11 protein-coding genes are annotated in these 14485 nt (G+C 59.6%); all 11 read left to right on the top strand.

Annotated elements, in window-relative coordinates; genetic code table 11:
• Nucleotides 1-43: 43 nt before the first annotated feature.
• The 11 genes from EL234_RS01445 to EL234_RS01395 all read left to right on the top strand — a co-directional run bounded on the left by EL234_RS01445 (nt 44) and on the right by EL234_RS01395 (nt 14455).
• Entirely contained in the window at nt 44-1843 is a 1800-nt protein-coding gene (locus tag EL234_RS01445) for a peptidoglycan D,D-transpeptidase FtsI family protein (RefSeq protein ID WP_241969047.1), read from the top strand.
• Nucleotides 1833-3353 (top strand): UDP-N-acetylmuramoyl-L-alanyl-D-glutamate--2,6-diaminopimelate ligase, encoded by a 1521-nt coding sequence (locus EL234_RS01440; protein ID WP_241969045.1) that lies wholly within the window; start codon nt 1833-1835, stop codon nt 3351-3353. The genes EL234_RS01445 and EL234_RS01440 overlap by 11 nt, the downstream gene beginning before the upstream one ends.
• Nucleotides 3350-4747, top strand: a complete 1398-nt coding sequence (locus EL234_RS01435; protein WP_126415794.1) for a UDP-N-acetylmuramoyl-tripeptide--D-alanyl-D-alanine ligase — start codon at nt 3350-3352, stop codon at nt 4745-4747. Before EL234_RS01440 ends, EL234_RS01435 begins: the two co-directional genes overlap by 4 nt.
• A complete protein-coding gene (mraY, locus tag EL234_RS01430; protein WP_126415793.1) occupies nt 4748-5833 on the top strand; it encodes a phospho-N-acetylmuramoyl-pentapeptide-transferase in 1086 nt (361 codons plus the stop codon).
• Nucleotides 5830-7371 carry a UDP-N-acetylmuramoyl-L-alanine--D-glutamate ligase gene (gene murD / locus EL234_RS01425; protein ID WP_126415792.1) on the top strand — a complete coding sequence of 514 codons (1542 nt, stop codon included), beginning with the start codon at nt 5830-5832 and terminating at the stop codon, nt 7369-7371. The genes mraY and murD overlap by 4 nt, the downstream gene beginning before the upstream one ends.
• A complete protein-coding gene (locus EL234_RS01420; protein WP_126415791.1) occupies nt 7368-8597 on the top strand; it encodes an FtsW/RodA/SpoVE family cell cycle protein in 1230 nt (409 codons plus the stop codon). Before murD ends, EL234_RS01420 begins: the two co-directional genes overlap by 4 nt.
• Nucleotides 8597-9709 (top strand): undecaprenyldiphospho-muramoylpentapeptide beta-N-acetylglucosaminyltransferase, encoded by a 1113-nt coding sequence (murG, locus tag EL234_RS01415; RefSeq protein ID WP_126415790.1) that lies wholly within the window; start codon nt 8597-8599, stop codon nt 9707-9709. Before EL234_RS01420 ends, murG begins: the two co-directional genes overlap by 1 nt.
• Nucleotides 9706-11037, top strand: coding sequence for a UDP-N-acetylmuramate--L-alanine ligase (gene murC, locus EL234_RS01410; RefSeq protein WP_126415789.1), 1332 nt, complete (start codon nt 9706-9708; stop codon nt 11035-11037). The genes murG and murC overlap by 4 nt, the downstream gene beginning before the upstream one ends.
• 47 nt (nt 11038-11084) lie before the next feature.
• Nucleotides 11085-12218: a cell division protein FtsQ/DivIB gene (locus EL234_RS01405; protein ID WP_164712285.1), complete on the top strand. Its 1134-nt coding sequence runs from the start codon at nt 11085-11087 to the stop codon at nt 12216-12218.
• 126 nt (nt 12219-12344) lie between these two features.
• Nucleotides 12345-13571, top strand: a complete 1227-nt coding sequence (ftsZ, locus tag EL234_RS01400) for a cell division protein FtsZ (protein WP_126415787.1) — start codon at nt 12345-12347, stop codon at nt 13569-13571.
• A gap of 146 nt (nt 13572-13717) precedes the next feature.
• On the top strand, nt 13718-14455 hold the full coding sequence (locus EL234_RS01395) for a polyphenol oxidase family protein (protein ID WP_197718449.1): 738 nt from the start codon (nt 13718-13720) through the stop codon (nt 14453-14455).
• Nucleotides 14456-14485: the final 30 nt, after the last annotated feature.

The raw sequence follows: 14485 nt of genomic DNA, 5'->3' as shown, positions 1-14485 counted from the left end.
GTACCCTGGATCGCCTGGTGTGGCAGAGGGCCGAGCTCGAGCGGTGACCCATAAGAACCTTAATATTCTTGTGGTTCTCACGCTTTTTGCTGCTCTCTTGTTGGCTATTCGTCTGGTGTTTTTGCAAGTCATCCATGCTGAGGCGCTGTCAGAGACAGCCCGAGAGTTTCGTATGAGGTCCGAACCGTTGGAGGCTAAGCGCGGTGACATCCTTGATGCCAACGGCGCAGTGTTAGCCACGTCGTTGGAGCGCTATAACGTGCGGGTCGATCAGGTTGAGATCGAAAATTATGTTAAGCGTGACGAGGATCGTAACATCATCGGTGCTGGGCCGGCGGCCGCAGCGAAAGATCTTGCGCCCGTGCTCGGAATGGATCAGGCGGAGCTCGGTGGCCAGCTGATGGGCGGCGAGAAGAAGTCGAAGTGGCGCCTGATTGCCTCCGATATTTCTCCAGACAAGTGGCGGGAAGTCAACGCCTTGGGGATCAAGGGTATTTATCCGGAGAGGTTCATGCAACGTCAGTATCCGAACGGTAATACGGCCGGTACGGTACTGGGTTACCTGGGGCAGACGGAGGAATCGGAGATTCCGATCGGGCGCGCTGGGGTCGAGCAAGCATATGAAAATGTGCTTGCAGGTACGCCGGGTGCGATGCAATACGAGGTCGGTCCAGGTGGAACCGTGTTCCCTAACGCGGAAAGAACAGAAGTCCCGGCGGTTGATGGCGATACTGTGCACTTGACGATCGATCGTGATTTGCAGCGGGCTACACAGGATGCCGTTGACGAAGTGGTGGCCGCGCAGGGTGCGGAGTGGGGTACCGCCGTCGTCATTGAGGTTGGTAGCGGGCGGGTGCTCGCCTTAGCAGATTCGAACGCGCCCGATCCGGCGAACTTGAGCGCGACTGATCCGAAGCATTGGAACTCCCGTGCGGTGTCGGCGATTGTGGAACCGGGTTCATCCGGCAAGGTCATCACCTATGCCTCGGCGATCAATGAGGGTGCGGTCGGGCCGTTGGATTTGTTTACGGTGTCGACCCCGATGCAGATGCCAAACGGTCAAGTGATTAGAGATAACGATCCGCATCCGCCTGAACGGCTTACTGTGGCGGGTACGCTTGCTGAGTCGTTGAACACCGGCATGGTTCAGATTGGTGATTTGGTGCCGGATGAGGTGCGCTACCAGTATCTGGTTGATTTCGGATTGGGTCAGAAGACTGGCATTGAGCTTCCTGGGGAGCAGGCGGGCATGTTGCATCCGCTGGAAAGCTGGGGGCCACGTGAGCGGTACACCACAATGTTTGGTCAATCGTGGTCGGCCACGACTTTGCAACTTGGGCAGATGATGTCGGTGATCGCTAACCGTGGCGTCTACATTCCGTTGCATATTGTGGATGGCGTGGAGAGTATTGACGGCGAATACACGCCTACCGTGGTCGGGGAATCCCGGCAGGTTGTTACTGAAGAAACTGCCGATACGATGTTGCAGATGATGCAAGCAGTGACTGATCCTTATTCAACGGGCTGGCGTGCTCGCGTTGATGGCTACAACGTTGCGGGTAAGACGGGTACCGCTCAGGTTCCTGACGCGTCGGGCGCGTTGACGAAGCGCGCCGGTACGTTCGTGGGTACGATTCCGGCGGAGGATCCGCAGATTATTTTCGCCTCGATTGTTTACAACGCGGCAGGCCCAGGCTATGGCGGCGACACGGCAGCCGTGGTGTTTTCTAAGACGGCCGAATTTGCGATGCGGCAGCAGAAAATTCCGCCATCGAGCGTACCGTTGGTGCGTTTGCCGTGGAATGAGGAAGAGTTAGCGAATGGAGTTCCTCGTGCGTCCTAAGAATTCTCCGCAGGTGGCTCTTAGCGACGTCGGGCGGGCACTTGGATTGCCCGTACAAGAGCTGAACGTTTGTGGCGCGACGGCGGTGAGTGGTGTGAGCGCTGATAACCGTCGGATTCGCCCTGGGGACGTGTTTATTGCTAGGCGTGGTGCGAAAGTACATGCGGCAACATTTGCTCGCGAGGCGATTGCGGCGGGCGCGAGGGCAGTGGTTACTGACGCCGAGGGTGCCCACATCATCGGGGATGCAGATGTGCCGGTGCTCGTGGTGGGCGATCCGGCTCGCTCAGCGGGCGTTGCTGCGGCTGCCGTATACGGTAACCCGGCAGCTCAACTCACGGCGTTTGGCGTGACGGGCACGAACGGTAAGACGTCGACGGCCTTCATGATTGACCATATTCTGCGTAAGCTGGGCAGGACTACCGGTTTGATCGGCACGGTGGCAGTGAGAATCGGGGATCTCGAGTTGGCCTCCACGCTCACGACCCCGCAGCCTGCTGATCTGCAGGCAATGCTGGCCACACTCGTGGAAAACGGCGGCACCGATCTGGTGATGGAAGTGTCTTCGCATGCGCTTGCGCAGGGGCGTACTGAGCCGATGCGTTTCGACGTCGCAGGTTTCACGAATCTCACTCACGACCATCTGGATTACCATGGCACGCTCGAGGAATATTTCGCGGCGAAAGCTACGCTGTTTGATTCGGACCACTGCGAGCGCGCCGTCGTGTTGGTAGACGACGACGCCGGGCAGCGGCTCTATGACACGCTCGCAACTGAACGGCCTGGCGCGGCAGTGTCGCTGTCAGTGACGGGCCTGGATGCGGACTGGTCGGTGACCGAACTACGGGCAGAAGGAGCAGTGCAACGTTTCACGCTTGCAGGCCCCGGTGGCTCTTTGGAAACCTGCACCCAGCTTGCGGGCATGTTTAATGTGGCAAACGCAGCATTGGCGATCATCATGGTGTGTGAAGCAGGTATCCCGCTTGCCCAGATTGGGCAGGCTCTCGGCCAGGAAGGCGTATCGCCGGTCATTCCCGGGCGGATGGAAGTCGTGGGGGATAAGCCATATACAGTTGTTGATTTCGCGCACAACACTGACGCGCTGGACAAGGCGATGGTGGCACTCCATGGAGTGAGGCCTGGCAAACTTATTGTGGTGACCGGGTCGGCCGGCGAACGTGATCGCGAAAAGCGTCCGCAGATGGCTGCGGCGGTTGCCCGCCACGCGGATCATTTGATCGTGACGGATGACGATCCCCACGGTGAAGATCCCGCGCAAATCCGGCGTGAAGTGATCACTGGTATTCCGGATGGCTTTTCGTGGGAAGAAATTCCGGATAGGGCTGAGGCGATCCACGGCGCTATACGTCAAGCAGGCGATGATGACGTAGTGTTAATCGCGGGCCGGGGGCATGAAACGATTCAGGACGTCGCCGGCGTAGACGTGGAGATTGATGACCGCGTGATAGCACGCGATGCGCTAGCGCGACGGAAGGTAGATGGCACATGATTCCAATTTCCTTGCAGCAGGCTGCTGACGACGCGCGCGGCCACCTCGAGGGTGCTTCGAGTGTTGAGGTGACCGGGGTGGTCACAGATACTCGCCAGATCAGCGGGAGTGAACTTTTTGTTGCGATCAAGGGCGAGCGGGTGGATGGTGCCACCCTTGCCGGTTCGGCTATTGAAGCAGGTGCTGCCGGCGTGCTTACCTCGGATCTGGAGAGTGCCTTGGCTAGCGGCGCTCCGCGCGAACGAGTAATTGTCGTTCCTGATCCGGTCATTGCGTTGGGGCATCTTGCACGGGAATCACTGCGGCGAGCACGCGCAGAAAATCCGGCATTGAAAGTTGTGGCAGTGACCGGTTCGGTCGGGAAAACCACCACGAAAGACTTGCTGGCTGCTCTACTTGCGATTCGCGGGCCGATCATCGCGCCACCTGGCTCGTTCAATAATGAAATTGGCCTACCACTGACCGTGCTACGTGCAGGTACGGACACGGCTACGCTTGTTCTTGAAATGGGTGCGGACAAGGTGGGCAACATCGAGTATTTGACGGACATTGCTCCACCGGACGTGTCAGTCGTACTCGCGGTTGCCCGCGCCCACCTGGGCGAGTTTGGCGGTATCGATAACGTGGCGCGTGCCAAGTCCGAACTCGTCAGCGGAACACTACCTGGTGGAACCGTGATCCTCAACGGCGCTGACGAACGCGTGCGCGCGATGGCTGATCTGGCTAACGGCCCCGTGAGTTTCTTTGGAGTCCACGGCTTGCCTGGCGTGTACGCGGCGAACGTGAAGCTTGACGACGCCGGGCACGCAGATTTCGAGCTGGTCACAGCACGCGGGCGTGCGCACGTTACCCTGAAACTTGTGGGCGAACACCATGTGGCGAACGCTTTGGCAGCGGCAGCTGTGGCTGATTCATTTGGGATTGACCCGGGATATATTGCGGACGTGCTCGGAGCTACGGGCCCGGCAAGCCCGCACCGAATGGCCGTCACGGAAAAGTCAGGCATGACGATCATCGACGATTCGTATAACGCGAATCCGGAATCGATGCGTGCAGGGCTCGACGCGCTTGACGACCTTGGCGAAGGCCGCAGGAGGATCGCCGTGCTCGGCGCAATGCTCGAGCTCGGTGAACAGTCGGCAGCCGAGCACGCGGCAATAGGCGAGTATGCAGCGAAATCGGGTGTCGACGTCGTCGTGACGATCGGCCCGGGAACCGAAGCTCTTGCTGCCTCCGCGAAAGACAACGGGATAACCGTGTATAGCGCCGAAGCGGACACCGCACTGGACGTGCTTTCCCCGATTATGAGGGAAGGTGACGTAATCTTACTTAAAGGTTCGAACGGTTCCGGTGTGTGGCGAGTTGCGGAAACGCTCCTCGGGGAGGATTGCTAAATGCTCGCGATTCTTATCGCTCTAGCGACGTCGTTGCTGATTTCTTTGTTTGGCACGCCGGCGTTCGTCAAGTTTTTACGCGCACGTTCGTACGGCCAGTACATTCGCGAGGACGGGCCGACCACGCACCTCGTCAAACGTGGCACTCCAACAATGGGCGGCATTATTATCATCATCGCCACCGTCATGGGCTACGTGATGGCGAACGTGTTAAGTCAGCGCGGTCCGAACGCGTCGGGCATTTTGCTGCTCGGGCTGATGGTTGGCTTGGGATTCATCGGCTTCTTGGATGACTATGCGAAGATTCGCAACGAACGGTCGTTGGGGCTTACTCCGATGGGGAAGATCATCGGGCAGGGCGTGGTTGGAATCGCGTTTGCTGTGGGAGCCTTGCAGTTTAAGAACGATCTCAACCGTACGCCGGCGTCGATGCGGATTTCGATTGTACGCGACACGCAGATCAGTCTGGCCTTTGCCGGGGTGGCCATCGGCGTCGTGCTGTTCATTATCTGGGCGAATTTCTTGATTACGGCGTGGTCGAACGCGGTGAATTTGACGGACGGACTCGATGGCCTCGCCGCTGGAGCTGCTTCTATCGCTTTCGGGGCCTACACGATCCTCACCATTTGGCAGTCCTACCAGTCGTGCCAGTCCGTGGTGAACCCGACGCCGGGCTGTTATGACGTGCGTGATCCGCGCGATTTAGCCATCATTTGTGCTGCGATCGTGGGCGCGTGTCTTGGTTTCTTGTGGCACAACACCTCACCGGCCGCGATTTTCATGGGTGACACCGGCTCGCTCGCACTCGGTGGCGCGTTCGCGGGCGTGTCCATTCTGACGAAGACCCAGTTCCTTGCCGTGCTCATCGGTGGCCTGTTCGTCATTATCGTGTTCTCGAACATTATTCAGGTCGGCTCGTTTAAGTTGACCGGTAAACGCGTGTTCAAGATGGCTCCGCTCCACCATCATTTTGAGCTGAAGGGCTGGAAGGAAGTCACGATCGTGGTGCGGTTCTGGCTGATCGAAGCGTTGCTTGCCGCAGCCGGCATGGGCTTGTTCTACGCGGAATGGCTGGCACAGCGATGACACGCACAATCCCGGGCGCCGCTGGATTAGCCGGGCGGCGCGTCGCCGTGTTAGGGCTGGGTATTTCCGGCCGGGCGGCTGTTGATGTGCTTCGTGGTAAAACACAGGCGATTGTGAGCGTGTGGGACGGCGATGCCGGCAAACGTGAGCTCTATCCGGAGCTGCCCGGAGGCTTCGGACTCCAACCCCCTGCACTCATGGATGAGCTGCTAGCCTGGCAGCCTGACATCGTGGTGATCGCACCCGCGTTCGCTGAAGTTGGCGTGGAATGGACGAGGCTGCGGGAAGCGGGCATACCCGTGTGGTCAGAAATCGAGCTGGCTTGGCAGCTACGCGCCCAGGGCGAGGACGGCCGTTACGCCCCGTGGCTGTGTGTGACGGGCACGAATGGCAAGACGACCACCGTGTCCATGCTCGCTTCGATCCTGGCGCAGGCGGGGCTCGGGGGAGCACCGGTGGGGAACGTCGGGAATCCTGCGGTGAGCGCCGTGTCCGACACCGGCCCGAACGCTCCGGGAGCCTTCGCCCTTGAACTGTCATCTTTCCAGCTGTACGCCACGTATTCGATGCGCCCGGCTGGCGCGATCTGCCTAAATCTCTCCGACGATCACCTCGAATGGCATGACGGGCGCGAGTCTTACCGCGCAGCCAAAGGGCGGATTTACGACGGCGTCACGGCGGCTCGCGTCTACCCGGCAGGTGACACGGTGGTCGAGGGCATGGTGCTTGATACAACCACTCGCCGGCCCAAAACGGATGCGGCCCAAGCCGGGGCTGACAGCGCCGCCGCGCCGCGCAATGTGGGGCTTGTGCTTGACGTGCCCGGCCCTGGCCAGATCGGGCTCGTCGAAGATTTGATCGTCGACCGTGCATTCGTCGATAATCCCGCGCAGGCACTCCAGCTTTTTGAGCTGTCCGACATCATGCACCTTGGCCCGGCTGGCCAACTACCAGTGCATATTCTGCGTGATGCGTTGGCAGCGGCAGCCCTGGCTCGCGCGATAGACGTCGCACCGGAACACATAGCCGCCGGCCTGCGCTCGTTCACTGCCGGAAAGCACAGAATCGAGCACGTGGCGACCATCGACGGCGTTCACTACATTGACGATTCGAAGGCAACAAACGCGCACGCCGCCGAAGCATCTGTACGCGCATTGGAACGTGCCGTCTGGATTGTAGGCGGGCTTGCGAAGGGCGCCGAGTTCCACGAGCTGGTGGCGAAGGTGACGCCGAACGTGCACGCCGTCGTCGTCATCGGCACGGATCAAGAACCGTGGAAAGCCGCTCTTGCCGAATTTGCTGGTCCGGTCCATTACGTGGATCCGGAAGCGTCCGATCCCATGGAACAAGCCGTGGCACAGGCCAGCCAATGGGCCAAACCGGGAGACACGGTTATTTTGGCGCCGGCGTGCGCGTCGATGGACCAGTTCGTTTCTTATGGCGACCGAGGTGAGAAGTTTGCTGCGGCAGTCGGCGCGCTCAGCTCGTCGCGCGGTAGCCATGCAGGGGGAGAAGCTGAGGGCGGTGACGATCGATGAGTGAGGATGTCATCGTCAATGAGCAGCGCGAACAGCGCGACGCCATCCGCACCGGCCTTATCGTCGTGATCGTGAGCACGGTGCTCCTCGTCGCGTTTGGGATCATGATGGTCTCGTCTGCGACTGCGCCCTCAACGGTGGGAGCAGCGAATAACAGTCAGGAGAGTGCTCCTCTGCTTTCAAACGCTGCTTCGCAGGTCATTTTCGCCATTATTGGCGCAATTGTCTGCTTCGTGCTGAGCCGTATTCCATACACGTATCTCAAGGGATGGCCTGCTCACGCCGCCTTTATCGCGGCCCTATTGCTGCAATTCCTCCTCTTGGCCATTGGTAAAGAAGTCGGCGGAAACAAGAACTGGATCGGAATCGGGCCGTTTAGTATCCAGCCATCAGAATTCCTCAAACTGGCAACGGTGGTCTGGCTCGCCTACATGTTGAGTTCATTGACACTCGACCAGATGCGAGATTGGCGGCAATTCCGCTGGCCTGCGGCGGGGGCGATTGTGGCCTTAGGCGGAATCGTCGTCATTAGTAGAGACATGGGTACCGCTCTTATCTTCGTACTCATCGTGGCTGGCATGTTCTGGATCGCCGGAATAAATCGGAAAATTTTAAGCGGCTTCCTGGTATGTGGTGTCATCGCTGCCGCCTTATTTATCGCGGTGAGTGCCAACCACCGACAACGTATTCTTAGTTTCATCCCGAACCTGTTCACATTGCCGGATACTCATGCACCAACCCAAGCCGAGTTCGCACAATTCGCATTCGGCACAGGGGGTTTGTTTGGTGCCGGAATCGGGGCGGGCAAAGAAAAGTGGCAGGATCTGCCCGAGCCACATACGGATTATATTTTCGCAGTGATCGGCGAAGAACTGGGACTGTTCGGAGCGCTGATCGTTATCATCCTGTTCCTTGCACTCGGATGGGGCTTGTACACGATCGCTGTTCACCATCCGGAGCGCTACGGCCAGCTGCTCGTCAGCGGGGCCGGGCTATGGCTGTGCGGGCAGGCGTTTGCCAACATGCTCGTCGTCACCGGCTTACTTCCCGTGTTTGGTGTTCCGTTACCGTTCATTTCCTATGGTGGAAGCTCGATGTTGGCCACACTGGCCATGGTGGGAATAGTCATCGGCTGCGCCCGGGGCGTGCCCGGGGTGCGCGCGAACGAACGTGTTCGCGGTAGGCTTGCCCACAAGATAAGCTCACTTGTCAGGAGACCCGAATAATGGCGAACATAGTTCTCGCCGGCGGTGGAACAGCCGGTCATGTTAATCCGCTATTGGCAACCGCAAACGCCATTAAAGAAGAGCACGCTGGTTGCCACGTGGTTGCTGTGGGAACCGACGACGGGCTCGAGACCACCCTGGTTCCGCAAGCGGGCGTCGCATTGGAAACGATCGAACGAGTTCCACTACCGCGCTCCATTTCTCTTGACATTGCGCGGCTTCCTTTCCGTATGCGGCAGGCGACCGCCGCGGCTATGTCGATTTTAGATCGGCACAAAGCCGACGTCGTCATCGGGTTTGGCGGATACGTGTCGACTCCGGTCTACCTTGCGGCGAAAAAGAGCCGGATTCCCGTCGTCGTGCATGAGGGCAATGCTCGGCCGGGGCTTGCCAACAAAGTTGGTGCGCGGTTTGCTGCCACCGTAGCGCTCACTTTCCCTTCCACGCCGTTACGTGCGAAGAAAGGGATCACCGTGTGCGTTGGGCTTCCTCTCAAGCGAGAGATTGAACGGCTCGCAGGGCACCCCGGTGGGCGTTCGGCGCGGCGGGTTGAAGCTGCAGCTCGCTATGGCCTTGACCCGGATAAGCCCATCATGCTTGTGACGGGAGGGTCATCGGGCGCACAGCACCTCAACGAGGTGTTCGCCCAGTCTGCCACGGATATTCTCGACGCGGGCATCCAGGTCATTCACGTCACCGGTAGGGACAAGGATGGGCCGGTGCGCGAGCGTGTATCGGATCCCAGGTATGCGATCGTTGACTACGTCGACGACATGGAGACAGCCTATTCGGCAGCTGATCTCGCAGTTTCGCGTGCCGGTGCGGGTATGGTTGCCGAGCTGTCCGCGCTAGGTATTCCCGCCGTGTTCGTGCCGCTCCCGATCGGTAACGGCGAGCAGGCGTTAAACGCACGCGACGTCGTCAATGCCGGCGGTGGGATCATGATTGACAACAAGAAGCTCACGCCGGATGCCGTACGAGACCGCATTATCCCTCTGTTTGAGGGCGACACGTTGGAGGTCATGTCGGCCCGCTCGACCGGAGTATCTCCGCTGAATGCCGCTAGCCGACTGGCCGGGATTGCACTCCACCTTGCCGAGGCCGTGCGATGACCTACCATCTGATTGGCGCCGGTGGCGCTGGAATGAGCGTGGTTGGCCAACTCTTGGTCCAGGCAGGGCATCGCGTGAGCGGCTCCGACCGCAGCGATTCAGCGAACTTGCAGCGGCTCAAAGAATCTGGTGCGGACGTTTTCGTCGGGCATGACGCCAAGCAGGTACCGGCCGATGCGATCGTCGTCGTATCCACCGCGATCAACCCCGATAATCCAGAGCTGGTGGTTGCCCGCGAGCGTGGGCAGGAGATTATTCACCGCTCGCAGGCACTTGCTATAGCCGCGCAAGACAAGGATTTTGTGGCGGTTGCCGGGGCGCACGGGAAAACGACGACGTCGGGGATGCTCGCCGTCGCTTTCGGCGAACTCGGCCGCGATCCTTCCCGTGCTATCGGCGGTAACCTTGCAGGTGGGGCATCCGGTGCTCATTTGGGTACAGGATCCATTTTTGTCGCGGAAGCAGATGAATCTGATGGCTCGTTTTTGAACTACACGCCGCGAGTGGCGATCGTGACGAATGTGGAGCCCGATCACCTCGACCACTACGGATCCGAAGAGGCCTTCCACGATGCGTTTACTGAATTTGCTCGCCGTATCGAATTTGGTGGTCTGCTGATTTGCTGCGCTGATAGTCCCGGTGCACTCGAGCTTGCCAAGCGATCGCGGGCAGCTGGTATTCGTACCTGGACATACGGGCGCGGTGACGGCTTGGAATACCACGCGAAGATCACCGATCAGGAAGACGGACCGAACATTACTTTCCGGGGCAAACCAATCGAACTTCGGCTGTCAGTACCCGGTGAGCATAATCTTCTTAATGCCACCGGCGCGCTCCTGGGCGGCATCGAACTGGGTGAGGACGCCCACGACATGGCTCAGGCACTACGCGCATTCCGAGGTACTGGGCGGCGTTTTGAGCAACGCGGCGAAAAGGCGGGGCGGCGCGTCATTGACGATTACGCACACCACCCCACCGAAGTGCGTGCGACGCTACAGACGGCGCGCGCTGAAACTGAACGGGCAGTGCGCGTGCTGTTCCAGCCGCACCTGTATTCTCGTACTGAAATGTTTGCCCAAGAGTTTGCTGATGCTCTAGCTTTGGCGGATTCCGTGGTCGTGACTAACGTGTATCCGGCTCGTGAAGTACCCGCTGATGGGCGGGAATCCGATGCGATCACAGAACTGCTGCCCGGTGCCGAACTGGTTGCCGACAAGGTCGCTGCGGCTCACCGGATCGCGCAACTGTCTGAACCTGGCGATATCGTGTTGACGATGGGCGCAGGGGACGTGACCGAGATGGCCGACGTCGTGTTGGAGCAGCTATGAGGGCGCCGCGCCAGCCGCGAAAACCCCGCCAGATCTCAACTCCCCACGTGTCTGAACGGCAAGGCGGGGGAGAGCTACCGGTGGCCAATCGCCCCACCATCGATGATCATGTGCCCACGGCGCCCATGCCTCCACCTGCTGATGCGGTTGACGCTGAATGGACGGATGCGGAAGATACGTACACCCAGGCCGGGTGGTCGGCGTCGTCGGCTATGTCGAACGCCGAGGATGACGCCGGTGGTGGTGAGCACGATAGCTCAGAAAGCGATATTGCCGAAGATAGTGAGCCGTCGACCTCTTTGATCCGGCGCGAGCTACCCGCATGGTTGACACCCGACCAACTACGCGCACTTCCTGGCCGTTTGGGCAGTACTTTCACCGGCCTCACGTCTGCGGTTTCCGCCAGAAACACGTCAGATAAACAGCACGATCAGCACGCGGGCAGCTCGGTAAGCCTTGACGCGCGGCGCGAAGAACGACGTCGGGAAAACCAACTCGTGACTGTCAAACGGCTGGTAAAGATCGCGGCTGTCATCATCGTGTGTGCAATCGCGGCCTGGGCGCTGTTGGGCTCGCCCGTGTTGCGTTACAAGTACAGCCCAGAACAGATCACCGGTTACGGTGAACCGTCGATTGTTAACCGGGGTGAGCTCGAACAGCTAGTTGCCACCTATGACGGCAAACCTTTACTACTGCTCAACGAACGGGCAATGGAAGAAGACATCACCTCGCAGATTGCAGAAGTCGCGGCAGTATCAGTAACACGCGATTTCCCGCGCAGCCTGTCGATATCGATCACCGAAGCTACGCCCGTAGCATGCCTGGCAGCCGCTGATACCTGCACGGCAGTGACTGCCGACGGCACGGAACTCGACATTCCGCAAGAGATCGCCGGGGCACTGCCGCGAATAGGAAGTATTGGTGACCAGATCAATCGGGCGTCGGCCGTATCACATGCGGTTGAGGTGTTGGGCGCTCTGACTCCCGAAACTCGCGGGCTCATCGCTGACATCTCGGTGGCTAACGGTGATCTGGCCACGCTCACGCTGACCGATGGACGCACAGTATTTTGGGGTGGATTCGAACGCAACGCGTTTAAAGCACAGGTGTTGAACGCCATCATCTCCCAGCCAGCGTCCCACTACGACGTGTCCGTACCTGAAGCACCCGTCTCTCGGTAAATCTCAAAGTATTTTCGCAACACACCGGCGCGGTCGTTGAAATTAAGGCGGTCCAACCGTACCTTTTGCGCGAGGTTGGAGTCGAAAAACTTCAAGTACAACTTGAAGTCCGGAAGGAATAACTTTATGTACGCTTTGAATAACTCAGCGACCATTAAGGTCGTCGGGGTCGGCGGGGGCGGTGTCAACGCCGTCGATCGCATGATCCAAGATGGGCTCGCCGGGGTTGAATTTATTGCGGTGAACACCGATAGCCAGTCGCTGGCAAAGTCCGAGGCCGAAACGAAGATCGATATCGGCCGGGACGTCTCAAATGGCCTAGGTGCTGGAGCTGACCCCGCCGTGGGGCGGCGCGCCGCAGAGGAAAACATCGACGTCGTCGAATCAACCCTCGAGGGCGCAGACATGGTGTTCGTGACCGCCGGCGAAGGCGGCGGCACCGGCACGGGCGCGGCTCCCGTGATCGCGAATGCTGCCCGCCAGCTCGGTGCGCTCACGATCGGCGTCGTCACTCGGCCATTTTCTTTCGAAGGCCTGCAGCGCAATCGTAACGCGAACGAAGGTATTGCTGCGTTGCGTGAGGCCGTTGATGCGCTCATCGTGATCCCGAACGATCGTCTGCTTGACGTCACGGAAGAAGCCCTGACGATCATTGAAGCGTACCGTCTTGCTGATGAAGTTTTGCACAACGGTGTGAAGGGTATTTCTGACCTGATCACGATGCCGGGCGAAGTGAACGTGGATTTTGCCGACGTGCGGACGATCATGAAGGACGCCGGCACTGCGATCATGGGCATCGGATACGCCACCGGTCCAGACCGCACGCTGCGTGCTACGGAGAACGCGATTTCCTCCCCGCTACTCGAAGCTCGGATCGACGGCGCGCTCGGCGTACTTCTCGCGTTTACCGCCTCCACCGATATCAAGATCACCGAGTACGCCGAAGCCTCGCAGCTCGTCAAGGAAGCTGTGGATCCGAACGCCAACATCATCCACGGCGTCATTATCGACGAATCGCTTGGCGATGAGGTGCGCGTGACCGTGATCGCTGCTGGTTTTGACGAGTCGAAGGACTACACGGCTGATGACACCAGCCAAGACAGGCTGGTTCCTCCGGCTGAGCGTACGCCCGCGCAGTCTGAGCCTGCATCCGGGGATGCTGCGCAGCCGGCTGGCGAAGAACCGCGCACGCCCGGTCATGTGCAGCACCAGGACACTCCGGTTGAGCAGGTCCACCGGCCCACTGTCACGGGCGGTCAGTCTGAACAGCCGCTCGAAGTACCGAAGATCGAGGAAGAGACGAGGCGCCGGCCTGATCTCGATATCCCGCCATTCCTTTTCGGTGACGAATAACGGCGGCGCTGAACGGCTCTAACTTCTTTTTCGTTCCCGGGGTATGCGTTAGCTTCTGGGGGTACGCAAATCGCTGGGTTTGCCTGCCCTAGGAAAGCAACGTGTACCCCGGGAATAGTTCGAGTACATGTAAGGCGGGAACAGGGATGATTGACTGGGTCGACCAGCGGATTGCCGGCATGCCGCAGGGTGTGCGCGTTGGGTTTACGTCGCGCCGCGGCGGTGTATCTACTGGTGATTATGCGGGGCTGAACCTCGGTTTCCATGTGGGTGATGATCCGGAGGCCGTCCGAGCTAACAGAGATGCGCTCCAGGACCAGATCGGTAGGGAGCTGGCGTGGATGTCGCAAGTCCACGGCAATGACGTCGCCCAGTTCGGCTCTGCCACGCGTGCAAAGACGGGATACTTGAGCGTGGGCGAGGCGGATGCGATCGTGGTGAATAGGGGACAGGCAGCGGCCGTGATGGTTGCAGACTGCGTACCGCTCATCCTTGTCCGTGCCGACGGCACGAAAGGTGCCGCAGTGCACGTGGGAAGGGCTGGCTTCGACCTCGCGATCACCCACCGAGCACTCGACGTACTCGGCACGAATGACGTGCTGGCTTTCCTTGGGCCGTCAATCTGCGGCAGCTGCTATGAAGTGAGCGAGCAACTCGCAGCGGACATCGGTGGGCGCTGGCCGGGTGCCGCCGTCGTGACCACGTGGGGAACCCCAGGCGTGGACGTCGCTGGCGGTGTGGAACGCCAGTTACGTGAACGAGGCGTGCACAACGTCTACCGTTCCCCGATCTGTACGTATGAGTCCGCCAATCATTATTCGCACAGGCGAGCAACACACGACGGCGTAAGCGCAGGTAGGTTCATCGGTTTCGTCGCGATGTAGACGACACACCGCGCGCCATCGCCGTATTGT

It is taken from the genome of Trueperella bialowiezensis (assembly GCF_900637955.1).
In the GTDB taxonomy this organism is placed as follows: domain Bacteria; phylum Actinomycetota; class Actinomycetes; order Actinomycetales; family Actinomycetaceae; genus Trueperella; species Trueperella bialowiezensis.
The sequence above is the reverse complement of the archived record's forward strand: the minus strand, read 5'-3'. Positions and strand labels throughout refer to the sequence as shown.

Bases quoted from the DNA above. Each gene is read 5' to 3' on its own strand.
- murG (WP_126415790.1), top strand. From the start codon at position 8,597: ATGGCGAACATAGTTCTCGCCGGCGGTGGAACAGCCGGTCATGTTAAT.
- EL234_RS01435 (WP_126415794.1), top strand. From the start codon at position 3,350: ATGATTCCAATTTCCTTGCAGCAGGCTGCTGACGACGCGCGCGGCCAC.
- mraY (WP_126415793.1), top strand. From the start codon at position 4,748: ATGCTCGCGATTCTTATCGCTCTAGCGACGTCGTTGCTGATTTCTTTG.
- EL234_RS01395 (WP_197718449.1), top strand. From the start codon at position 13,718: ATGATTGACTGGGTCGACCAGCGGATTGCCGGCATGCCGCAGGGTGTG.
- murC (WP_126415789.1), top strand. From the start codon at position 9,706: ATGACCTACCATCTGATTGGCGCCGGTGGCGCTGGAATGAGCGTGGTT.
- ftsZ (WP_126415787.1), top strand. From the start codon at position 12,345: ATGTACGCTTTGAATAACTCAGCGACCATTAAGGTCGTCGGGGTCGGC.
- murD (WP_126415792.1), top strand. From the start codon at position 5,830: ATGACACGCACAATCCCGGGCGCCGCTGGATTAGCCGGGCGGCGCGTC.
- EL234_RS01420 (WP_126415791.1), top strand. From the start codon at position 7,368: ATGAGTGAGGATGTCATCGTCAATGAGCAGCGCGAACAGCGCGACGCC.